Raw genomic sequence first — 21,759 nt, 5'->3', positions numbered from 1 at the left:
CCGCCAGTAGCATGGCTCCTGTTCATGGCAGGAGGACACAAACCAGGCATGCGTTGCTGCTTCCCCGCTCCTCTCGCCGCCCTCGCCGGAGTCCCCGGCCCCTGTGAGGTGCTGCGTTCCGGAGCACTGCTCGCCCCGGCGCTGCTGCGCGCCGTCTCCGCCGCCCGCACCCGACTGCCGCACCACCACCCGATCGCCGCCGTCCATCTGGAACTGGTCACCCTGATCGAGGACCGCGCGATCATCACCTGGTACACCGGCATCCCGGGCACCGACGACGGCTTCGGGCACATGCTGCCCGCCCTCACCGAGGGCGAGGTCGTCTACGGCACCCATCCCGGCCGGCTCAACCGGGTCGCCGGCGAGGACCTGCCCACGGCCCACCACCACGTGGAACTCACCGGCCTGGAGCCCGGGCAGACGTACTACTACCAGGCCCGCTCCCGGGGCGTGGCCGCCCGGCCCACCGCGCTGCACCTGATCCGCGGCAACGCCGCCGGCACCTCCCTGCACGGCCTGGGTTCGCACGGCGGCCCGTACTCCTTCACCACGCCCCTGCCCCCGCCCGGCCGGCATCTGATCTCCCTCGCTCTCTGCAACGACCTGCACCTCGGCGAGACCACCGCCGGGCTCGTGGGCGGCATCCCCTTCATGCGCGGAATCTCCCAGCAGCCGGGGCTCGCGCCCTACCCGGAGCTCATGACCCGGGCCCTGGTGCAGGAGGCCCGCAGACGAGGGGCCGACGTACTGCTGGCCGCGGGCGACATCTCGGCCGGCGGCTCGGCCGCCGATCTCGCGCGGGCCAGGGGCATCCTGGACGGCTTCGGGACGCACGGACGGGACTACTTCGTCGTCCGGGGCAATCACGACCGGCCCGGAGCGGTCGAGGAGTCCGACGGCGACACCTTCCGCCGCGGCTTCGGCCGGCCGGACGAGCCGGGGTACTTCGAGCGCGACCTGGGCGGGCTGCGCATCATCGGGCTCGACACCTACGAGAAGCGCGGCAACGGCGCCGACTCCGGCGGGCTCGGCGCCGAGCAACTGGCCTGGTTCCGCAGCCGGTTGCGCGAGCAGCGGGAGCAGCCCACCGTCGTCTTCGGCCACCATCCGCTGACCGTACGGGACTCGCTCTTCCCCGTCGGCGCGGGCCAGCGCCTGGGCCGACGCCAGGCCCGGGCCATCCTGGAGGCCTATGCCGCCACCCCGGGCGTCTTCCTCCACCACGCCGGCCACACCCACCGCAACAAGCGCACCGTGCTGCCACAGGCACCGCACGTGGCCCTGCAGGAGGTCGGCGCCGCCAAGGAGTACCCCGGCGGCTTCAGCCTGCTGCGCGTCCACACCGGCGGCTACGCCCTCAACTTCTTCAAGGCGCGCGGCGCCGAGGCCCTGGAGTGGGGCGAGCGCAGCCGGCGCATGGCCGGGGGCCTGTGGCCGCACCACGCGCTCGGCCGCTCCGTCACCGACCGCAACAGCGTGGTCTACCGCGACCTGTCCGGGATCACCCGGCCGTCCCTGGCGTCCTTGGGCGCGACCGGCGCGGCGGGTTGACAGCAGTCTCCGCAGGCCTGGCGCGCGGGTGGCTGGGCCGACAGGGGGCTGTGTTGTGCCCGGCGTGCGGGGGCGTGCGGGCGGGGGTTGCAGGGGCCTCCGCCGACCGAGGCGCGGGCCGGCAGGGACTCCGTCCCCCGGTCATCCGCGCCGGAGGTCAACGATCCGGCGGATCTTGCCCACCGACCGTTCCAGTGACTCCGGTTCGACGATCTCGACGGCCACCGAGACACCGATGCCGTCCTTCACGGCCGCCGCGATGGCCCGCGCGGCCGCGTCACGGACCTCCGGCGCGGCGTCGGGGCGGGCCTCGGCCCGTACCGTGAGCGCGTCCAGACGTCCCTCACGGGTCAGCCGCAGCTGGAAGTGGGGCGCCACGCCCGGCGTGCGCAGCACGATCTCCTCGATCTGTGTCGGGAAGAGGTTCACCCCGCGCAGGATCACCATGTCGTCGCTGCGGCCGGTGACCTTCTCCATGCGCCGGAACACCCGCGCCGTCCCCGGCAGCAGCCGGGTCAGATCGCGCGTGCGGTACCGCACGACGGGCATGGCCTCCTTGGTCAGCGAGGTGAAGACCAGCTCGCCCTCCTCGCCGTCCGGCAGCACCTCACCCGTGATCGGGTCGACGATCTCCGGATAGAAGTGGTCCTCCCAGATGTGCAGCCCGTCCTTGGTCTCCACGCACTCCTGCGCCACGCCCGGGCCGATCACCTCCGACAGTCCGTATATGTCCACGGCGTCGATCGCGAACCGCTCCTCGATCTCCCGCCGCATCTCCTCCGTCCAGGGCTCGGCACCGAACACGCCCGTCCGCAGCGAGGTGGAGCGCGGATCGACGCCCTGCCGCTCGAACTCGTCGAGCAGCGTCAGCATGTACGACGGCGTCACCATGATGATCCGCGGTGCGAGGTCCTGGATCAGCTGCACCTGACGGGCCGTCATGCCGCCGGACGCGGGGACGACCGTACAGCCGAGCCGTTCGGCGCCGTAGTGCGCGCCCAGGCCGCCGGTGAACAGGCCGTATCCGTACGCCACATGGACCGTGTCGCCCGCTCGGCCGCCCGCGGCGCGGATCGAGCGGGCCACCATGTCGGCCCACAGGGAGAGGTCGTTGTCCGTGTAGCCGACGATGGTCGGGCGGCCGGTGGTGCCGCTGGAGGCGTGGATGCGGCGGACGCGGTCCCGGGGTACGGCGAACATGCCGTACGGGTAGTTCTCGCGCAGGTCGGCCTTGGTGGTGAACGGGAAGCGGGCCAGGTCTTCCAGGGACCGGCAGTCGTCCGGGTGGACGCCGGCCTTGTCGAAGGACTCCCGGTAGAAGGGCACGTGTTCGTAGGCGTGCCGCAGTGAGGACCGCAGCCGTTCCAGCTGCAGCGTCCGCAACGCCCCGGCGTCCAGCCTTTCCCCCGCGTCCAGCAGCTCCGTCACATCAGCCATCGGGACTTCTCCCTAACCAACCGCATCAATACGGACGACCGATCATTCGGTCGAGATGTTCGGGATCAGTAATTCAGGCCGTCCAGGCGCAGGCAAGAGGTCTGGCCGCATTTTCTGGAACTCCGTTGCGGCGCCGTTCCGCCGCCGGTGAAGATCGGCGCATGCCGACCTTCACCGCCGCCGACGGGACCGAGCTCGCCTACCACCTGCGAGGTGAGGGCGCCCCGCTCGTCGTCCTGCCCGGCGGCCCCATGCAGGCCTCCGCCTACCTCGGTGACCTGGGCGGTCTCTCCGCGCACCGGCGCCTGGTCCTGCTCGACCTGCGTGGCACGGGCGACTCCGCGACACCGGCCGATCCGGGCTCGTACCGCTGCGACCGGCTCGTGGCCGACGTGGAGGCCCTGCGCGCGCACCTGGGACTCGACCGGATGGACGTCCTCGCCCACTCGGCGGGCGGCAGCCTCGCGATGTTGTACGCGGCCAGGTACCCGGAGCGGGTGGCGAGGCTGGTGCTGGTGACCGCCATTCCGTGGGCGCTGGGCCTGCCGGCGACCGCCGAGCAGCGGCTGGCGGCGGCACGGCTGAGGAGCGGCGAGCCGTGGTTCCCGGAGGCGTTCCCGGCCCTCGAGCGGTGGCTGGCGGGGCGGTCCGACTACGACCCCGCATGCGCGCCCTTCTTCTACGGCCGCTGGGACGACACGGCTCGGCGGCACGAGGCGCGCGCGGAGGAGCAGTTCAACGACGAGGCGTCCGAGAGGTACGGGTCGGAGGGCGCCTACGACCCACCCGCCACCCGTGCCGCACTCGCCCGCCTCACCGCTCCGGTCCTGGTCCTCGCCGGAGAACTCGACGGCGGCCCACGCCCCGAACTGGCCCGGGCCGCCGCCGACGCGTTCCCGAACGCCGACTTCACCGTCCAGCCCGGCGCGGGGCACTACCCGTGGCTGGACGACCCCGACTGGTTCGCCGGCCGGGTCACGCGTTTCCTGGACGGGCGGCGAGTGCCCGCACGGCCGTCCGTCCAGCCGGAAGGAGACTCCTTGACTCAGTGACGCCGCTGAGCCCAGGCCGTTGCGCGGCGGCGCCGAAGCAGAACATGACCGGCGGCGAGCCCCACCCCGAGCGCGGTCAGCCCGACCCCGCCCGCCACCTCGAAGCCGGACGGCCCCTGGCTACCGCCGACACCCCCGTTGACGCCTCGCGTGGGCGGCAGGGTGGAGGGGATGGCGGTGGCACCTCGGCGCGGCAGGTCCTCACAGGCGATGCCGTCGTTGTCCGCGTCCAGGCGGTTGGGGTCGCTGGGATCGCGGTTGAACTCCGCCTGGGCGTCCTCCTGCGTGGCGAAGTCACCGCAGTTCAGGTTGTTCTGAGCGTGGGCGGCCACGGCCGCCGGACCGGTGGTCACGAGGATCGTCAGCGCGGCGGTGGTGAGCGCGCGTATGCCTGCGTTCATGGGGGGTCCCTTCGGGCGCGGTGACCTCCGTCACCGTGATCCGACCCTAGGGACCCCGCCCCGCCCGGGCGCGTCCTGCTACGCCGTCCGGAGGCTTCCTGCCCGGGGTGTCAGCCGCCGTTCGGGCCGTATGCCGCTATGAAGCGGTCGCGGAACGTGTCCATGGTCCACTCGGGGGCGTTGGGCGCGGGCTTGAGGCCGTCCGTCCAGCCCCAGTTCGCGACGCGGTCCAGCACCTTGGGGTCGCGGGCGACGATGGTGACCGGGACGTCCCTGTTGGCGGTGCCCCGGGTGACCGTCGGGACGGGCTGGTGGTCGCCGAGGAAGACGAGGACGGTGTTGTCGTCGCCGTAGCGCTGCATCCACTCGGTCAGGCTGTCCAGGGAGTACTGGATCGCCTTGCGGTACTCGGTCCGCACGCGTGACGCGCTCTTCCAGACCTCCGTGGGGTTCGTGCCCTCCTTCTTGATCTTGTAGAAGACCTTGCCGTCCCCGAGGTCCTTCCAGTCGATCATGTGGGCGATGGGCGACCAGGGGTTGTGGCTGGAGGCCAGGATGATCTCCGCCATGATCGGGTCACGGTTCTTCTTGCCGTGCTCCAGCTTCTGGAAGGCCTCCAGGCTGAACTGGTCCGGCACCGGCGTCCAGCTGAAGTACGGCCCCTGGTAGCCGAGGTGCGTGGAGTCGTAGATGTGGTCGAGGCCGAAGTACTTGCCCTCCGGCCAGGACTTGCGCACACCCGGCACGATGCCGACCGTGCGCCAGGCGCCGGTCTTCTGGAAGTAGCTGGTCAGGGTCGCGCGGTCGCTGGTCGTCAGCGTCCGGTACCGCTCCTGGTTCTTGATCCACAGTCCGGACAGGAACGTCGAGTGCGCGAGCCAGCTGCCGGCGCCCGTGACCGGCGAGCGCAGCCAGCCACTCCGGGAGGCGAAGCCGGCCGCCTTCAGCCTGGCGTCACCCTGCTTGAGAGTCGCGTCGATCTCCGGTGCCATCGCCGGATCGTCGATGGCCACCCGCCCGTAGCTCTCGATGAAGGTGAACATCACGTCCTTGCCGCGCAGCCCGGTCAGCAGCTGGTCGGACGGGGTGTTGGCGTACTTGTCGACGTGGAGCTGCTTCGCGAAGACCTTCGCGTCCCCCAGTCCGTCGCTGACGGACTGCATGCGGTGGGCGAGGAACTGGCTGTAGCCCTTCGTCGCGAACGGAACGCTGCCGAACTCCACGCTCAGCGTGAAACAGGTGATCCACACGGTGCCGAGGACGAGCGTGGTGCCGACGGCCGTGGAGCGGTGCCGGCCCATCGTGTCCGCCAGCCGCAGCACCGCGAGCGCGCTCAGCACGAGCACGGCGATGAACAGGACGATCACGCCGATCACGGCGAGCACCTCGCCCGAGCGGCCGAAGGAGTCCTTCACCCAGTCCGCGCCGTCGCTGAGCAGGGTCCAGTCGAAGACCAGGTCGAACGGCCGGGCGAGGGTCTGGTAGAAGCCCATGTCGATGAACTTCAGCACGGTGGTCAGACCGAGGAAGGTGCCCGCGACGACGGCCCCGACGCGCCGCGCCTTCGCGGGCAGGGCGAGCAGCACGATCGCGAGGAGGATCGGCTCGACGGGGAGTCGGACGACCGACTGGAGGGTGATCCGGTCGAGCCTGTCCGGCACGAGATCCGCGACGATCACGAACACACCGGCCAACACGGTCGTCGCCACCCGCACGACACCCGCGGCACGGGGGTAACGCCGCCGCCACCCGAACCAGCCGGGGCGAGTGCCGGGGGAGGAGGCTGCCAGGTCCGGATCCGGGTCGGGGCCGGCCACGTTTGCGGCGGGGGCGGCCGTCGTCTCGGTGGGAGGATCGTCGTCGGCCGCGGTGGCGACTTCGGCCTCGGTCGCGGCGACGGATTCGTCGCTCGGCTCGGCACTGGATGCGTCGGCGGTCACGGCGGCCGATGCGGCGGTCGTCCCGCCGGTGGACTTCTCGGGTTTGGCGGCGCTGGTGGGGGTCGTGGGCGGGACGGCTCCCTCGGCGGACGGGGTTTCTCCGTCCTCTGCCCGGTCTGCCGTTTCCTCCGCTGCGTCGTCCGTTCCCGGCTCGGCCTCTTCCCGCGCCTTCTCCCTCTCCCTCTCCGTCTCCGCGTCCGCTGCGGGCGCGTCGTCCGTCGTCTCGGGCACCCGCTCGTCCCTCGTCCGTACGTCGGCCACGGCACCCGGCTCCGGGTCGGTCGCCGTCGGGGCGGTCGAGGCCTCCTCCGCCGGGTCCGGTGCCGTGGGATCGGCAGTCGGCAGTTGGCGAGGGGGCGTGAGGTGCGACACCCGAGGGTCCTTCCATGCGGAGCGCGGTGATGACACGGCGGACCGGACCTGCAGGCCAGGGCCACCAACCTCGCGTACGGCCCCACGTAACCCCGCGTTCAAGCGCCCGGGTCAACCGCGCGCAAAGACTACGCCCGCCCGCGACGACCCCGCTGCCCTGCCCCCCGCATCACCCCCGCGAACCGGTCACCACACGGTGCCCTGCCCGCGCCCCCGTCCCACGAGCCCCTCGACTCCCGCTGCCCCACGCCCCCTAACGATCCGCCGCCACCGCCACTTCCTTGGCCCAGCGGTAGTCCGCCTTGCCGCTGGGTGAGCGCCGTATCGTCTCGGCGATCACCAGCTGGCGTGGGATCTTGTAGCCGGCGAGATGGGTGCGGCAGTGCGACTGGATGTCCTCCAGGGACGGCCGCGACGCGCCCTCGCGAAGTTGGACCACCGCCGCCACATGGTTGCCCCACTGCGCGTCCGGCACCCCGGCCACCAGCGCGTCGTACACGTCCGGGTGGGACTTCAGCGCCTGTTCGACCTCCTCCGGGTACACCTTCTCGCCCCCGGTGTTGATGCACTGCGAGCCACGGCCCAGGACGGTGACCACGCCCTCCTCGTCCACCGTGGCCATGTCGCCGAGCAGCACCCAGCGCCGGCCGTCCTTCTCGAAGAAGGTCTCGGCGGTTTTCCGGGGGTCGTTGTAGTAGCCGAGCGGCACATGGCCGCACTGGGCGACCCGGCCCACCTCACCCACCGCGACCGCCTCGTGCGTGGCCGGATCGACGACCTGCGTACGGGCGTTGACGCGGATGCGGAAGCTCTGTCCGGCCCCGGAGTCCGCCGTCGCCGTGCCGTTGAAGCCGGACTCGGAGGAGCCGTAGTTGTTGAGCAGCATGGCGCCCGGGAGCAGCTCCTGGAACTGCCGGCGCACCGTCTCCGACATCACCGCGCCGGAGGAGGAGACGCTGAACACCGAGGAGCAGTCCGTACCCTTCATCGGCCCCTTGAGCGCGTCGATCAGCGGCCGCAGCATGGCGTCGCCCACCAGGGACATGCTGGTGACCTTCTCCTTCTCGACGGTCCGCAGCACCTCCTCGGGCACGAACTTGCGGTGGATCACCACCCGCTGGCCGAAGTTGAAGCCGATGAAGGAGGTGAGGGTGGAGGTGCCGTGCATCAATGGGGGAGTGGGGAAGAACGTGATCCCGCTGCCCCCGGCAGCCACCCGCTCGGCCAGCTCCTCCGGCTTCTTGACCGGCTCACCGGTCGGCGCGCCGCCGCCCAGCCCCGAGAAGAACAGGTCCTCCTGGCGCCACATCACACCCTTGGGCATCCCGGTCGTGCCGCCGGTGTAGATGATGAACTGGTCGTCCCCCGACCGCGGGGGGAACCCGCGCTCGGCCGAACTGCCCGCCTCCGCCTCGGAGAAGGACAGCACGGAGGCCATGTCGGCCGCTTCCCCCACCCGGACGAGATGCCGCAGCTTCGGACACTGGGGCAGCGCGGCCGCCACCCGGTCGCCGAACTCCGCGTCGAAGACGAGGGCGACGAGGTCGGCGTCCCGGTAGAGGTACACCAACTCCTCTTCGACGTACCGGTAGTTGACGTTGACCGGTACGACCCGCGCCTTGAGGCAGCCGAGCACCGTCTGCAGGTACTCGACCCCGTTGTAGAGGTGCAGGCCGAGGTGCTCGCCCGGCCGGATCCCCGCGTCGATCAGATGGTGGCCGATCCTGTTCGCCGCCGCGTCCAGCTCCGCGTACGTCAGCCGGCGCTCGGCGCCCGTGCCGGGGTGGTCGATGTACACCAGGGCCTCGCGGTCCGGCACCGCGTCGACGACCGACTCGAACAGGTCCGCAAGGTTGTACTCCACCGCTCCTCCTGACCCCGGCAGCCATGACCAAGAAAGGCGCATCCCTCGGTTCGCCGGTCATCAGAGCAAAGGGCGCGGCAACTGTGAAGGGTTCGCGCGAAGAAATCTGACTGACTGTCAGAAAACTCTTGAAGTGCCTCCCCGGCTACTGCAACCTGTTCTCGTTCCAGGAGAGGGGAGTTGGCCATGGGTGGGACGGAACACCTCACCGTGCGGCGCGAAGGCGCCACACTGGTGCTCACGCTCAACAGGCCCGAAGCCAAGAACGCGCTCTCGCTGCCGATGCTGATCGGGCTGTACGACGGCTGGGTGGAGGCCGACGAGGACGAAGCGGTGCGCTCGATCGTGCTCACCGGCGCCGGGGACTCGTTCTGCGCCGGCATGGACCTCAAGGCCCTCGCGGGCCGGGGCACGGACGGCGAGCACTACCGGGACCGCCTCAAGGCCGACCCGGACCTGCACTGGAAGGCACTGCTGCGCCATCACCGCCCCCGCAAACCGGTGATCGCCGCCGTCGAGGGCTACTGCGTGGCGGGCGGCACCGAGATCCTCCAGGGCACCGACATCCGGGTCGCGGGCGAGTCGGCGACCTTCGGGCTCTACGAGGTCAAACGCGGTCTGTTCCCGATCGGCGGGTCGACCGTCCGGCTGCAACGGCAGATCCCGCGCACCCACGCCCTGGAGATGCTGCTCACCGGCCGCCCCTACACCGCCCGCGAGGCCGCCGGCATCGGGCTGATCGGCCATGTCGTACCGGACGGCACCGCACTCGACAGGGCACTGGAGATCGCCGAACAGGTCAACGCGTGCGGGCCGTTGGCGGTCGAGGCGATCAAGGCCTCCGTCTACGAGACGGCCGAGATGACGGAGACCGACGGCCTCGCCTCCGAACTCAAGCGCGGCTGGCCGATCTTCGACACGGCCGACGCGAAGGAAGGCGCCCGAGCCTTCGCGGAGAAACGGCAGCCCGTCTACAAACGCGCCTGACCCCACCGAAGGAGACCGGGCATGCCCGAAGTCCTCAAAGCCCCCCTCGCCGTCGAATTCCCCTTCACCCGCTCCCTCGGCCCGGTGCAGAGCGCCTTCCTGACCGGTCTGCGCGAGTGCGTCGTCCTCGGCGTGAAGGCGAAGGACGGCCGCACCCTCGTCCCACCCGTCGAGTACGACCCCGTCACCGCCGAGGAGATCCGCGATCTCGTCGAGGTCGCCCCCACCGGCACCGTCACCACCTGGGCCTGGAACCACGAACCCCGTCGTGGCCAGCCCCTCGACACGCCCTTCGCCTGGGTCCTGGTCCGCCTCGACGGCGCCGACACCGCTCTCCTGCACGCCCTCGACGCCCCCGGCCCCGACGCCGTGCACACGGGGATGCGCGTCCGCGTCCGCTGGGCCGAGGAGCGCTCCGGTGCCATCACCGACATCGCCTGCTTCGAGCCGTACGACGGCGAGCCGGCCGGGCCGACCGGCCACAGCGGCGAGTTCGCGGACTCGATCAGCGGCATCGTCGCCTTCGCCCGCCTCGACTACACCTACTCCCCGGGACGCGCGCAGTCCGACTACATCCACGCCCTCTCCGAGCGGCGCACGGTCGGCGAGCGCTGCCCCTCCTGCCGCAAGGTGTACGTGCCGCCGAGGGGCGCCTGTCCCACCTGCGGCGTCGCCACGGCCGAACACGTCGAAGTGGGCCCGCGCGGCACGGTCACCACCTTCTGCATCGTCAACATCAAGGCCAAGAACCTCGACATCGAAGTGCCCTACGTCTACGCCCACATCGCCCTCGACGGCGCCGACCTCGCCCTGCACGGCCGGATCGGCGGCATCCCCTACGACCAGGTGCGCATGGGACTGCGCGTCGAGGCGGTGTGGACGGAGGGCGCCCGCTACCCCGACCACTACCGGCCCACCGGCGAGCCCGACGCGGAGTACGACACCTACAAGGAGCTGCTGTGACCCGGGACATCGCGGTCGTCGCCTTCGCCCAGACCGACCACCGGCGCACCACCGACGAGCTCTCCGAGGTGGAGATGCTCATGCCCGTGCTGCACGAGGTGCTGGACCGGACCGGCCTGAAGACCGCCGACATCGGCTTCACCTGCTCCGGCTCCAGCGACTACCTCGCCGGCCGCGCCTTCTCCTTCACCCTCGCCCTCGACGGGGTCGGCGCCTGGCCGCCGATCTCCGAGTCGCACGTCGAGATGGACGGCGCCTGGGCGCTGTACGAGGCGTGGACCAAGCTGCTCACGGGCGACGCGGACACCGCGCTCGTCTACTCGTACGGCAAGTCCTCGCCCGGCTCCGTCCGTGACGTCCTGACCCGGCAGCTGGACCCGTACTACGTGGCGCCCCTGTGGCCGGACTCGGTCGCCCTGGCCGCCCTGCAGGCGCAGGCCCTCATCGACGCGGGTGAGACCGACGAGCCGGCCCTCGCGGCCGTCGCCGCCCGCAGCCGCGCGGACGCCACCGCCAACTCCCACGCACAGCTGAGGGGTTCGGTGCCGCAGGGCGAGTATCTGGTACGGCCCCTGCGCACCGGCGACTGCCCGCCGATCGGCGACGGCGCCGCCGCCGTCGTCCTCGCGGCGGGGGAGCGGGCCCGGGAACTGTGCGAGCGCCCCGCGTGGATCCGGGGCATCGACCACCGCATCGAGGCGCACAGCCTGGGCGTGCGGGACCTGACCGACTCGCCGTCCACGCGGCTGGCCGCCGAGAGGGCGGGCGCCTTCGAACGGCCCGTCGACACCGCCGAGTTGCACGCGCCGTTCACTTCCCAGGAGGTCGTGCTGCGCAAGGCGCTGCGGCTCGGCGACAGCGTGCGCGTCAACCCCTCCGGGGGCGCCCTCGCCGCCAACCCGATGATGGCCGCCGGCCTGATCCGCATCGGTGAGGCCGCGGCCGGCATCCACCGGGGGGAGTCCGACCGGGCACTGGCCCACGCCACCTCGGGCCCCTGTCTGCAACAGAACCTGGTCGCCGTACTCGAAGGGGATCCGCGATGAGCAAGGAGCCCGTGGCCGTCGTAGGGATCGGCCAGACCAAGCACGTGGCGGCGCGCCGGGACGTGTCGATCGCGGGCCTCGTCCGCGAGGCCGCCGCGCGGGCGCTCGAGGACGCCGAGCTGACCTGGGCCGACGTCGACGCCGTCGTCATCGGCAAGGCGCCCGACTTCTTCGAGGGCGTCATGATGCCCGAGCTGTACCTCGCCGACGCCCTCGGCGCGGTCGGCAAGCCGATGCTGCGGGTGCACACCGCGGGCAGCGTCGGCGGATCGACGGCCCTCGTCGCCGCCAACCTGGTCGCGGCCCGCGTCCACGGCACGGTGCTGACGCTGGCCTTCGAGAAGCAGTCCGAGTCGAACGCCATGTGGGGCCTGTCCCTGCCGATCCCCTTCCAGCAGCCGCTGCTGGCCGGGGCGGGCGGCTTCTTCGCCCCGCACGTGCGCGCGTACATGCGGCGCAGCGGCGCCCCGGACACGGTCGGCTCCCTGGTGGCGTACAAGGACCGGCGCAACGCGCTGAAGAACCCCTACGCCCATCTTCACGAGCACGACATCACCCTGGAGAAGGTCCAGGCCTCACCCATGCTGTGGGACCCGATCCGGTACTCGGAGACCTGTCCGTCCTCCGACGGCGCCTGCGCGATGGTGCTGACCGACCGGGCGGGCGCCGCGCGGGCGCCCCGGCCGCCCGCCTGGATGCTGGGCGGCGCCATGCGCAGCGAACCGACCCTCTTCGCCGGCAAGGACTTCGTCTCGCCCCAGGCCGGCAAGGACTGCGCCGCCGACGTCTACCGGCAGGCCGGCATCGCCGATCCGCGCCGGGACATCGACGCCGTCGAGATGTACGTGCCGTTCTCCTGGTACGAGCCGATGTGGCTGGAGAACCTCGGCTTCGCCGACGAGGGCGAGGGGTGGAAACTCACCGAGTCCGGGGTCACCGAGCTGGACGGCGATCTTCCCGTCAACATGTCGGGCGGGGTCCTGTCGACCAATCCGATCGGGGCGTCGGGCATGATCCGCTTCGCCGAGGCGGCGCTCCAGGCGCGCGGGCAGGCCGGAGAGCACCAGGTGGACGGGGCCCGGCGGGTGCTCGGGCACGCCTACGGCGGCGGATCGCAGTTCTTCTCGATGTGGCTGGTGGGCTCCGAACCCCCCGAGTCCTGAAAGGTTCCCGAAAGGTCCTCCTCACGTGGCCTGTCGGCGGTCGGACCCGATCGCTAGGCTGACCGCGGACGACGAAATCGGGAGGAGCACGGACGTGGCCGAGAGCACCATCCAGCAGCACCCGTTCGCGGGCTGGGACAAGCCGGAGCTGGACCTCAGCAACGCCGACTGGCACTCGAGCAGCCGTGGTCTGGGGGATGTCCAGATCGCCTTTGTCGAGGGATTCATCGCGATGCGCAACAGCGGCCGCCCGGAGAGCCCTTCCCTGATCTTCACCCCGGCGGAGTGGGGTGCGTTCGTGTCGGGTGCCAGGGAGGGCGAGTTCGACCTCACCTGAACCGCGGGGGCCCGAACCCCGTCAAGCCGAACGGCGGGGCGGCCCGGGTGAACCGTCGGAGGTGCGTTTCGCCGGTTTTTCCGGACACGCGACCGTGAGCACGTCCCCGGGACCGCCGCCTGAGCGAGGCTGGCCCCGGGGGACGGTCGTACTCCGGAGGTGAGGAACCCATGAGCACCCTGCCGGTCATCGCGGCGGTCGACGGTTCGGACGACAGCCTGCGCGCCCTGGACTGGGCCCTCGACACCTCCCGCAGACGCGGGGCGCCGCTGCGGGTGGTCCATGTGCGGCAGTACGCCGTCTGGGCGCAGCCCGATGTCCTGGTCGCGGGGCCACCGGACCCGGATGCCGATTCGGTGCTGGACCAGGTCCACGCGTATGTCGCGGGAGTCCCGGACCGGCCGGACATCGAGTACGTGGGTCTGGAGGGCGCGCCCACCGCTCTGCTGCCCGAACTGGGGTCCACCGCACAGCTGTTGGTGCTGGGTTCGCGGGGGCGCGGCGGCTTCGCCAGTCTGCTGCTCGGCTCCAACGGCATGGCCGCCGCACGGGACGCCGAGTGCCCCGTGGTGGTGATCCCGCGGCCCGGCCGCGAGGTGCACGGCGAAGCGCCCGCCGAGCCCGGCCCCCGTGTCGTCGTCGGGCTGCAGGTCGACAGCCCCGACGAGACCACCCTGGACTTCGCCTTCACCGAGGCCGCGCTGCGCGGCGCCCGCCTGCAGGTGATCGCCGCCTACGCCTGGCCGGTGCAGTCCTGGGCCGCCCCCTCGGAGCTCATGCCGCTGATGGTCGACCAGGAGGCCGTCGAGCGCGACACCTGGACCCTCGCCGAGGGCTTCCTCGCCCCCCATCGCAAGAACCACCCCGACGTCCGCGCCGAGGCGTACGCCATGCCGGGCGACGCGGCGGGCCTGCTGGTCGCCGCCTCCCGCGACGCCGACCTGGTCGTGGTCGGCCGCCACCGCCGGCGACTGCTGGCCCCGGCCCGCATGCTGGGCTCGGTCACCCACGCGGTCCTGCTGCACGCGGTCAGCCCGGTCGCGGTGGTGCCGCCGACGCCGGCGGAGGAGTGACACCCTCCCGGTGGTCACCTCTCAGCACCCTCCCGGGTGCTCACACCTCGACGAGCTTCTCGAAGAAGAACTCGTGCTTGAGGAACGACGTCTCGTGCTCCGCCCCCGGGTACGGCGGGACGAGCTGGGCCGCCTGGAACAGCCGCCAGCCGTCCTCCAGGGCGGCCACGCCCGTCTTGTACGGCGGCTCGTCGCTGTCGCCCGTCGTGGGCCGGCTGCCGCCCGTGCCGTCGTAGCGGGCCCAGCCGACGACGTCGGAGTCGAGGGCGGAGGTGCCCAGGTACAGGACGAGGACCTGCTGTCGGGTGGTCACACCGTGCTCCTTCGCGAGGCGGGCCGGTTGGAGATCCGGGTGGCCCAGTGGTCGATGTCGAAGCCGATGTCGCCGGTCAGCGAGCGCCACAGCAGGACGCGGTTGTGGAGCTCCAGGCGGCCGGTGGCGGTCTCGTACCAGGGAAAGACCCGCCGCAGCTCCTCCCGGACGGCCGGGTCGTCCAGGTCGGCCGTGTCCCACAGCCGCACCTGCGGCACGGTCGGGTTGAAGCGGATCTTGTACATGTGGCGGACGGTGTCGCTGTCGTTGCGCCGGCCGCCGTGCCAGATGCCGTGGTGCAGCAGGGCGACCGTGCCGGCCGGGCAGGTCAGGCGGGTCTGGCCGAGGAGGTTCTGGTAGCGGCCGGTGTCGCTCTCGTTGGTGCGGCGCAGGTGGCTGCCCGGGACGATGAGCGTGCCGCCCATGTCCGCGGTGACCTCCTGCGGGTAGTACATGAGCTGCACGTCGAACGCGTCGGTGCGCAGGTCGATCAGGGCATCCGCGTGCAGCGGCTGGGCGCTGCCCTGGTGCGGCTCGCGGGTGTGCACGAAGTGGTGGTCCACGGCCGGGTCCGGCCCCACGAGGCTCTCCAGCGCGCCCGCGACGGCGGGCAGTTCGACGAGCCGGCGGGCGAAGGAGCCCTCGGGGAACGCCTTCGGCACCTCGGAGCCGTACGGCACCGGGTCGAGCCCGGTGTCGAAGACGCCGAGGGCCTCCTCGTTCATCTCCGGGGGCACGACCGCGTCGAGACGCAGGAAACCGTGGGCCACGAACCGCGCCACCTGGACGGAGTTCAGCAGCTGTCGTGTGGTTGGCATACGGCAACCGTAGAAAGCCCTGGTCCGCCTGTCGTGGGCTGTATTCGGCGAGCACTGGTAAATTTCCACCATGCTTCAGCACGTGGACCTGGCCCTCGACCTGCCGCCGCAGGTCGTCAACGCGGGCGTCGGCGTCCACGGATCGGCCGGCCCGCACGAGGTCTTCCGCCTCCCGCGCCTGTGGCAGGTGCATCTGTACGGCTACTCGGGCGTCCTGGAGTTCGGCGGCACCCGGCATCCCATCCGCCCGGGCCACATCAGCCTCGTACCGCCCGACACGGAGGTCCACTTCCACTACGACGCTCCCCGCTGCGAACACCTGTACGCACACTTTCGTCTCCCCGGCGAGGGCGAGCGGCGCCGGGTGCCGGCGATGCAGGACGCGGGCGCGGAGGCGGCCGTGCTCAGCGGGCTGCTGCGGCAGACGGTCGCCGCGGGCACCCAGTCCCCGGCGCGGGCCTCGGCGGAACTGTGGACGGTGCTGTGGCGTACGACGGCCCTGGCCGACGCGGCCGAGCACCGCCCAGGCGTCCGGCACCCCGCGTTGCGCACCGCCATGGCGTACATCGAGGAGCAGCTGGCCGGCCCCCTGACCATCCCGGACATCGCCCGGGCCGCCGGCGTCTCGCACACCCATCTGACCCGGCTGTTCCGCGACGGCACCGGGCACACGGTCGTCGCCTACATCCGGCGCCGCCGCATGGAGCGCGCCCGGCACCTGCTGATCGCCTCGACCCTCGCGATCCCGGCGATCGCGGCCACGGTCGGCATCCCCGACCTGCAGGCCTTCAACAAGACCTGCCACCGGGAACTGGGCGCCTCACCCCGCACGGTACGGGCGACCGGGGGGACCTGAGCCCAGCCGGCGCCTGGCAGGGAAGAGAGCGGCGGAGAGGACCACCCGCTTCTCGCGGATCCTGATCGCGCGGTGCGCGGTGTCGGCCGCTCGTCTCTCGCGCCTTTTCCGGTCCTTTCCGCCACCCCCATACAACCTCGGCCCGCACCGCGGCCGGCAGGGCCGAAGGGCCCGACCTTCGGTCCCCTCGCCTCTTCGGGGCCGGTGGGCCCCATGGGCGGCCCGAACAGCCCCTCATGCCCGGGACGCGCATGGGGTTCAGTCTGGTAGTGAGGGCCCTGACGGCCTTCGGCGCCGGGGGCCGAAGGAGTTGATTGCCATGACAACGCTCGCCGGAGTACCCGACCGACCGGTCCGGGTGGACGCCGTGCTCGACGCGCCACTGTCACGGTGGCTGTGGCTGGTGAAGTGGATCCTGATCATTCCGCACTACGTGGCGCTGTTCTTCCTGTGGATCGCCTTCACCGTCGTCAGCGTGATCGCGTTCTTCAGCATCCTGTTCACCGAGCGCTACCCACGCGCCCTGTTCGACTTCAACCTGGGAGTGCTGCGCTGGTCCTGGCGGGTCGGGTACTACTCGTACGGCGCTCTGGGCACCGACCGGTATCCGCCGTTCAGCCTGGGCGAGGAGCCCGGCTATCCGGCGCGGCTGGAGATCGCCTATCCCGAGCGGCTCTCCCGGGGACTGGTGCTGGTGAAGTGGTGGCTGCTGGCCATACCCCACTACATCGTCATCGGGTTCTTCCTCGGCGGCTGGCGCGTCGGCTGGTGGGAGGGCGGGCTCGTCGCCGTACTCGCCCTGATCGCCGCGGTGATCCTGACCTTCACCGAGAAGTACCCCAAGGGCCTGTTCGACTTCATCCTCGGCCTCAACCGCTGGATCCTGCGGGTCGCCGCCTACGTCGCCCTCATGACGGACGCCTATCCCCCCTTCCGCCTCGACCTGGGCGGCCCGGAGCCGGGCGGTATGGAGATCCGGGACGTGACATGACGGCGTTCCAGGTGGCCGTCTCTAGCCGTGCGGCACGACCGCGACCGGTGCCGTGGCGTGGTGCAGTACGGCGTGGATGACGGGGCCGAGGTGGAAGGCCTGTGGGGTGTGCCGGACGCGGTGACCGACGACCACCAGTGAGGCGTCGGCCGCCGCGTCCACGAGATGGGCCCCCGCGCTGCCCACCGCGGTCTGCTCGACGACCTCCACGCCGGGAAACCGCTCCCGCCAGGGCGCCAGGACCTTCTCGACGGCGTTGGTCTCCTGGTCGGCGAGTTCCTCGCCGAGCGCCGGATCCAGCGGAAGGCCGTAGCCGAGGTACGGCGGCAGGCTCCAGCCGTGGACGACCCGCAGCCGAGCGGCGCGACGGGTCGCGGCCTCGAACGCGTACGCGATGACCGTGTCGTCGGGCTGCTCGGGGTTGAGGCCCAGGACGACGTCCCGGTATGGCGTGCGGGTCGAGGGGCGGCCGTCCGCATCCGGCCGGCGCTCGTCCTCGGGACCCGTGCCGGAACGGACGAGGACGACGGGACGGTCGGCCTGCGCCGCGAGTGCGAGCCCGACCGAACCGACCAGGAAGCCGACCACACCGCCGAGACCCCGGGAGCCGACGACCAGCGGGTCGGCCTCGGCGGAGGCCGCCAGCAGAGCCGTGACGGGCGGCTGCCGCACCTGCTCCGCGATGATCTCCAACTGCGGGTGAGTGGCGCGCAGTTCCTCGGTCGCCTCGCTCAGCACGCGCCCGCCCCAGTGCCGGTGCGTGGCGTCTTCGGGCACCGGCCCGGCGTACGGCTGCCAGTCCCAGGCGTGCACCAGGCGCAGGGGCAGGTCCCGCCGCTCCGCCTCACGGGCGGCCCACCGCGCCGCGGCCAGGCTTTCGGGGGAGCCGTCCACTCCGACGGTCACGGAACGGGGCATGGCGAGGACCTCCTCGGGAGAGCGGCAGTGGCCGGAAGCGGCCTGATGTCACCGTGCCACCGGGGACGGACGCGGCAGCAGGGCCAAGTGGCCCGTCCCGGTGGTGACGTGCGGCCCGGACGATCGGAGGTCGACACCCTTCAGGCATCGGTGTGCAGGGCCAGGCGTGGGCAGGCCGCGACGGCCCGGCGGGCGTGGCCCCGCAGGTGCGCGGGGACGATGCGGTCCCTGACGATCGGATAGCTCCACTCGTCGAGGCCGATGAGTTCGGGGAGCAGTTCGGCGCACAGGCCCTCGCCGGTGCAGGCGATACGGTCCACGCGCAGGGTCCGGGTGCGGTTCATCGCCAGGTCTCCGGTGGTGTGGCGGGCGGTACGGGCAGGCGGGGCGGCCGGTGCGCGGCGGGGCAGGCCCCGTCCTCGAGGTGCCGGTCGACGTCGTCGGCGAACGTGTCCAGGGCCGAGGTGGCGAGACGGGCGGCACCGTCGGGGTGACGGCAGGCGCCACGGTCCGGCAGGAGGGCCGTTCGACGGCGCAGCCGGTCGAGGAGAACGGCGTCCGCTCGGCCGGCGGCCAGGGCGGCGAAGTCCGCGGCGACGGCGGGCAGTCCGAAGTGGCAGGGGCCGCACTGGCGGGCGCTGTGGGCGGCCAGGTAGCCCAGGATCCGAGCGGTTTCGGCCAGCCCGCAGGCGGAGTGAGGGAGCGCTATAAGCACGCCCGCGCCCGGCGCGGCACCCAGCGGAGCCAGGCCGCGCCGGGAGAGGGGCGCGTTCAGATGGGCCGCCCCTAGCCAGGCCCCGGCGAAGCCGCCCACGAGTACAGCCCGCAGAGGCTCGGTGGGTCCGCCGGCGAGGTCGAGGACCGTGGTGAGCGGCGTGCCGAGCGGGACCTCCATGACGCCGGGGACCGAGACGGCCCCGGAGACGGTCAGGAGTGCCGTGCCGGGTTCCTCGGCGGTTCCGGCCTGCCGGAACCAGGCCGGCCCGTAGCGTGCGACGAGCGCGACATGGGCGAGGGTCTCGGCGTTGTGCAGAAGGGTGGGGCGCCGGCCCACCCCGCGTTCCTCGATGCGCGGCGGCCCGCCCCGGGGCCGGGCGGGCCCTCCGTCGAGCCAGCGCACCAACGACGTCGACTCGCTGGAGACGTAGGTGTGCGGAAGATCGTGCAGACGCAGTCGTACGGCGTCGACGCGCGCACCGCGACGCTCCGCCAGGGCCGCATCCAGCTGCTGGTACTGCGCGCGACGAGTACGGGGCAGGCACACATGGACGCTGTCGGCGCCGACGGCCAGCGCTGCCAGTACCGCGCCGTCGAGGACGAGGTGGGGAGCCACGGCGAGCAGGAACTCGTCCTTGCGGCTGGCCGGTTCGCTCTCCATCGCGTTGACGACGACCACGGCGCGACGGCGACCGCCGGCCACGGTCCGCAGCTTGCGGGCGGTGGGGAAGCCGGCTCCGCCGCGCCCGGTGAGCCCGGCCGCCTCCACGGCGTGCAGCAACGGCATCGCCGCGCGCGTGCCGATGGTCCGGGTGACGGGCGAGGGTCCGTAGTGCCGGAGGTGATCGGACAGGGACGCCGGCCGCCCGGTCGCGTACCAGCCCGCCAGCAGTCGCGGCGCGTCGGGCGCGGGCGGCAGACGGAAGCCCGTCATGGTCGCGGAGGTCACCGGCCACCTCCGAGAAGCATCGCGGTGGCGGCGGCGCGCTGGGACCAGCCTGGCTGCAGCGGGCCGGTGGCGAGGAACGCGCCGAGCACCAGCGGAACGGCGGTCGCGGTCAGGGCTGCCACCAGCCGTCCGACGACCCGGCCGGGCCCCGCCTTCGCCAGGCGCCACCACACGGACGCCATCACGACGGCAAGACACCCGGCGTACAGCCACAGTTGGAGTGAGAGACGGGTGTCGGTGCCCGTCCCCGCACCGTGGAAAAGGGCGAAGGGCCAAGCCGCGTACGCCAGCCAGTGCACGGCCTTCCAGCGGCGCACCCCCAGGCGACTGCGCACGGCACTGGTGACGAGCACGGCCAGCAGCAGATCGAGCGCGACCGTGCCGAGCCCGAGCCAGAGCGGGCGGTAGGAGGCGGTGAACGGCAGCACGGCGACGGCCCAGCCGAGGTGGACGAACGGATCGAGCACCGCGGTAACCACGTGCACGACGAGGAAAACCAGGGTGAGCAGGGACAGATTGCGGTGCAGCAGACCGATCTCGAACCGGCCGACGCGCCGGGGCGCCGCACGCCCACCGGAGGCGATGCCGAGCACGACGGTCGCCGTGAGCAGGACCAGCGCCAGGGTGCCGCCCGCACGGCTCGCATACCACAATGGGCTGCCGGCCAGGGCCAGGGCCGTCATCGCGCACCTCCGTCGAGGGGCCAGCCGCCGAGCCGTACGACCGTGCCGTCGAGGCGCACCAGACGCGCGGGGAGGCCGGCGCCCCGCAGCCAGTCGACGGCACATTCCCCCAGCACGATCGCCGCGGTGGCGGCGGTGTTGGCGTCCACGCAGCCGGCGGCCGCGACGGTGGCGGTGCGCCAGACGGGGGCGGCCGGTTCGCCGGTGGCCGGATCCACGATGTGGTGCAGGGTGCGTCCTGCGCGCCGCCAGGTGCGCACACGGATGCCGGAGGTCGCCAGCGCGCCGCTGCTCATCGTGACGGCGGGTCCGTCGACGGAGGGCCGGGCGTGATCGTCGGCCAGGGCGATCCGCCAGCCGCCTTCGGGCGCGGGGCCGGCCGTCGCGAGGTCGCCGCCCAGGTTGACCAGGACTCCGCAGCCGGTGGCCGCGGCGGCGCGCCGGGCCGCGCGGTCGGAGGTCAGGGCCTTGGCGGTGGCACCGAGGTCCAGGCGTGTGTGCGGGGGCAGGAGCAGTCGGCGCGTGCGCGGGTTCCAGGCGATGCTCCGCCAGCCGGTGGCGGGGCGGGCGACGGGCAGTGGGCGAGCGTCGTCGGGACGCAGGGAGACGAACGTACGGTCGTAACCGAGGGCGATCACAGCGTTCCCCACGGTCGGGTCCACTGCACCGTCGGTGAGACGGGCGGCGCGCAGAGCGGTGCCCAGGGCCTCGGCGAAGCGTTCGCCGACCGTCGTGGGCGTGCCGGCGGACAGGTTGACGCGGGTGAGTTCGGAGTCGGGCCGGAAGCGGCTGCATGTGAGGTCGACAGCGGTCAGTTCCTCGCGCAGGACCGCTTCGGCCGCGGGCAGGGCGCGCGGGTCGGTGACGAGCAGGGCGGCCGTGGTGCCGAGGGCCGGGAAGGAGACCTCGGCGGGAGACGGTGCGGGGGCGCTCGTGGTCATGACGCCCCCGTGGTGGTCTGCGGCTGCTGGTGGGTGGCGGCCGGCGGGTGGGCGGGAGGCTGCGGCGCGGGGGCGGCGGCGCCGTCGTCGCCGCCTTCGTCGTCCGCCTCGCCGTGCTGCGTGCTCGTGGTGGCGGAGGGGGTTTTGTTCGTGGTGGCGGAGGGGGTCTGGTTCTGGCGCGCGGGCGAGGTCGGGGGCGCGGAGGCCGCGGAATGGCCCGGCAGCAGATGGCTGTAGACGCCGCCGAGAGCCGCCGTCGCGGCCACGGCGCCGACGGCGATCCAGCGGGTCAACCGATTGGTCCGGCGCAGACCGTGATCACGTGCTCGTGGCGATCCGGCAGGAGTTTCGCTGTGCCGGAAGTCGTCGGGCGGGGAGACCATGGCG

General features: G+C 72.3%; 22 protein-coding genes. 10 read left to right on the top strand and 12 right to left on the bottom strand.

The genetic code is table 11. The features are described from left to right. The first annotated feature begins 48 nt into the window (after positions 1-48). Positions 49-1,551, top strand: coding sequence for a purple acid phosphatase family protein (locus ACWCQ1_RS03435; protein ID WP_133048444.1), 1,503 nt, complete (start codon positions 49-51; stop codon positions 1,549-1,551). 141 nt (positions 1,552-1,692) lie between these two features. On the opposite strand, the gene paaK is transcribed toward ACWCQ1_RS03435, so the two are convergent. Further along, positions 1,693-2,988, bottom strand: a complete 1,296-nt coding sequence (paaK, locus tag ACWCQ1_RS03430; RefSeq protein ID WP_451025731.1) for a phenylacetate--CoA ligase PaaK — start codon at positions 2,986-2,988, stop codon at positions 1,693-1,695. A gap of 161 nt (positions 2,989-3,149) precedes the next feature. On the opposite strand from paaK, the gene ACWCQ1_RS03425 reads away from it, so the two are divergent. Beyond that, a complete protein-coding gene (locus ACWCQ1_RS03425; protein ID WP_133048446.1) occupies positions 3,150-4,040 on the top strand; it encodes an alpha/beta fold hydrolase in 891 nt (296 codons plus the stop codon). Here ACWCQ1_RS03425 and ACWCQ1_RS03420 read toward each other — a convergent pair. The 3 genes from ACWCQ1_RS03420 to ACWCQ1_RS03410 all read right to left on the bottom strand — a co-directional run bounded on the left by ACWCQ1_RS03420 (position 4,034) and on the right by ACWCQ1_RS03410 (position 8,617). Then, positions 4,034-4,441, bottom strand: a complete 408-nt coding sequence (locus ACWCQ1_RS03420; protein WP_358600267.1) for an excalibur calcium-binding domain-containing protein — start codon at positions 4,439-4,441, stop codon at positions 4,034-4,036. The genes ACWCQ1_RS03425 and ACWCQ1_RS03420 overlap by 7 nt on opposite strands. Before the next feature lie 110 nt (positions 4,442-4,551). After that, positions 4,552-6,258: a sulfatase gene (locus ACWCQ1_RS03415; RefSeq protein ID WP_451025868.1), complete on the bottom strand. Its 1,707-nt coding sequence runs from the start codon at positions 6,256-6,258 to the stop codon at positions 4,552-4,554. Positions 6,259-7,006: 748 nt separating this feature from the next. Continuing rightward, a complete protein-coding gene (locus ACWCQ1_RS03410; RefSeq protein ID WP_358600264.1) occupies positions 7,007-8,617 on the bottom strand; it encodes an acyl-CoA synthetase in 1,611 nt (536 codons plus the stop codon). A 186-nt stretch (positions 8,618-8,803) separates the two neighbouring features. Here ACWCQ1_RS03410 and ACWCQ1_RS03405 point away from each other — a divergent pair, with 186 nt between their 5' ends. The 6 genes from ACWCQ1_RS03405 to ACWCQ1_RS03380 all read left to right on the top strand — a co-directional run bounded on the left by ACWCQ1_RS03405 (position 8,804) and on the right by ACWCQ1_RS03380 (position 14,186). Further along, a complete protein-coding gene (locus ACWCQ1_RS03405) occupies positions 8,804-9,604 on the top strand; it encodes a crotonase/enoyl-CoA hydratase family protein (RefSeq protein WP_358600261.1) in 801 nt (266 codons plus the stop codon). 21 nt (positions 9,605-9,625) lie between these two features. Continuing rightward, the gene (locus ACWCQ1_RS03400; protein WP_358600258.1) at positions 9,626-10,567 is read left to right on the top strand and encodes a Zn-ribbon domain-containing OB-fold protein; all 942 of its coding nucleotides are present in this window, start codon (positions 9,626-9,628) and stop codon (positions 10,565-10,567) included. Beyond that, positions 10,564-11,613, top strand: coding sequence for a thiolase domain-containing protein (locus ACWCQ1_RS03395; RefSeq protein WP_358600255.1), 1,050 nt, complete (start codon positions 10,564-10,566; stop codon positions 11,611-11,613). The genes ACWCQ1_RS03400 and ACWCQ1_RS03395 overlap by 4 nt, the downstream gene beginning before the upstream one ends. Further along, the gene (locus ACWCQ1_RS03390) at positions 11,610-12,776 is read left to right on the top strand and encodes a thiolase domain-containing protein (protein ID WP_133048452.1); all 1,167 of its coding nucleotides are present in this window, start codon (positions 11,610-11,612) and stop codon (positions 12,774-12,776) included. The genes ACWCQ1_RS03395 and ACWCQ1_RS03390 overlap by 4 nt, the downstream gene beginning before the upstream one ends. Before the next feature lie 94 nt (positions 12,777-12,870). Then, positions 12,871-13,113 (top strand): DUF397 domain-containing protein, encoded by a 243-nt coding sequence (locus tag ACWCQ1_RS03385; RefSeq protein ID WP_133048453.1) that lies wholly within the window; start codon positions 12,871-12,873, stop codon positions 13,111-13,113. A gap of 170 nt (positions 13,114-13,283) precedes the next feature. Further along, positions 13,284-14,186, top strand: coding sequence for a universal stress protein (locus ACWCQ1_RS03380; protein ID WP_358600251.1), 903 nt, complete (start codon positions 13,284-13,286; stop codon positions 14,184-14,186). Positions 14,187-14,226: 40 nt separating this feature from the next. On the opposite strand, the gene ACWCQ1_RS03375 is transcribed toward ACWCQ1_RS03380, so the two are convergent. Together ACWCQ1_RS03375 and ACWCQ1_RS03370 are read right to left on the bottom strand one after the other, a co-directional pair. Continuing rightward, positions 14,227-14,499, bottom strand: coding sequence for a hypothetical protein (locus ACWCQ1_RS03375; protein ID WP_133048455.1), 273 nt, complete (start codon positions 14,497-14,499; stop codon positions 14,227-14,229). Next, positions 14,496-15,317, bottom strand: coding sequence for a phytanoyl-CoA dioxygenase family protein (locus ACWCQ1_RS03370; RefSeq protein ID WP_451025730.1), 822 nt, complete (start codon positions 15,315-15,317; stop codon positions 14,496-14,498). Before ACWCQ1_RS03370 ends, ACWCQ1_RS03375 begins: the two co-directional genes overlap by 4 nt. Positions 15,318-15,387: 70 nt before the next feature. Between ACWCQ1_RS03370 and ACWCQ1_RS03365 the strand changes: the two genes are divergently transcribed. Both ACWCQ1_RS03365 and ACWCQ1_RS03360 read left to right on the top strand, forming a co-directional pair. After that, positions 15,388-16,173: an AraC family transcriptional regulator gene (locus ACWCQ1_RS03365; protein ID WP_358600246.1), complete on the top strand. Its 786-nt coding sequence runs from the start codon at positions 15,388-15,390 to the stop codon at positions 16,171-16,173. A gap of 319 nt (positions 16,174-16,492) precedes the next feature. Further along, positions 16,493-17,164 carry a DUF4389 domain-containing protein gene (locus tag ACWCQ1_RS03360; protein ID WP_451025729.1) on the top strand — a complete coding sequence of 224 codons (672 nt, stop codon included), beginning with the start codon at positions 16,493-16,495 and terminating at the stop codon, positions 17,162-17,164. A gap of 21 nt (positions 17,165-17,185) precedes the next feature. On the opposite strand, the gene ACWCQ1_RS03355 is transcribed toward ACWCQ1_RS03360, so the two are convergent. The 6 genes from ACWCQ1_RS03355 to ACWCQ1_RS03330 form a co-directional block, all read right to left on the bottom strand. Continuing rightward, the gene (locus tag ACWCQ1_RS03355) at positions 17,186-18,082 is read right to left on the bottom strand and encodes a universal stress protein (protein WP_133048458.1); all 897 of its coding nucleotides are present in this window, start codon (positions 18,080-18,082) and stop codon (positions 17,186-17,188) included. 140 nt (positions 18,083-18,222) lie between these two features. Further along, on the bottom strand, positions 18,223-18,426 hold the full coding sequence (locus tag ACWCQ1_RS03350; protein ID WP_451025728.1) for a ferredoxin: 204 nt from the start codon (positions 18,424-18,426) through the stop codon (positions 18,223-18,225). Beyond that, positions 18,423-19,748 (bottom strand): NADH-ubiquinone oxidoreductase-F iron-sulfur binding region domain-containing protein, encoded by a 1,326-nt coding sequence (locus ACWCQ1_RS03345; RefSeq protein WP_358600240.1) that lies wholly within the window; start codon positions 19,746-19,748, stop codon positions 18,423-18,425. The genes ACWCQ1_RS03350 and ACWCQ1_RS03345 overlap by 4 nt, the downstream gene beginning before the upstream one ends. After that, positions 19,745-20,431, bottom strand: coding sequence for a ferric reductase-like transmembrane domain-containing protein (locus ACWCQ1_RS03340; protein WP_133048460.1), 687 nt, complete (start codon positions 20,429-20,431; stop codon positions 19,745-19,747). Before ACWCQ1_RS03340 ends, ACWCQ1_RS03345 begins: the two co-directional genes overlap by 4 nt. Then, positions 20,428-21,372, bottom strand: coding sequence for an FAD:protein FMN transferase (locus tag ACWCQ1_RS03335; RefSeq protein WP_133048461.1), 945 nt, complete (start codon positions 21,370-21,372; stop codon positions 20,428-20,430). The genes ACWCQ1_RS03340 and ACWCQ1_RS03335 overlap by 4 nt, the downstream gene beginning before the upstream one ends. After that, on the bottom strand, positions 21,369-21,665 hold the full coding sequence (locus ACWCQ1_RS03330) for a hypothetical protein (RefSeq protein ID WP_451025727.1): 297 nt from the start codon (positions 21,663-21,665) through the stop codon (positions 21,369-21,371). Before ACWCQ1_RS03330 ends, ACWCQ1_RS03335 begins: the two co-directional genes overlap by 4 nt. Between the last annotated feature and the right edge of the window lie 94 nt (positions 21,666-21,759).

The sequence above is a fragment of the Streptomyces sp. NPDC002144 genome, from assembly GCF_053593695.1.
This window is presented reverse-complemented; position numbering and strand designations above follow the sequence as displayed.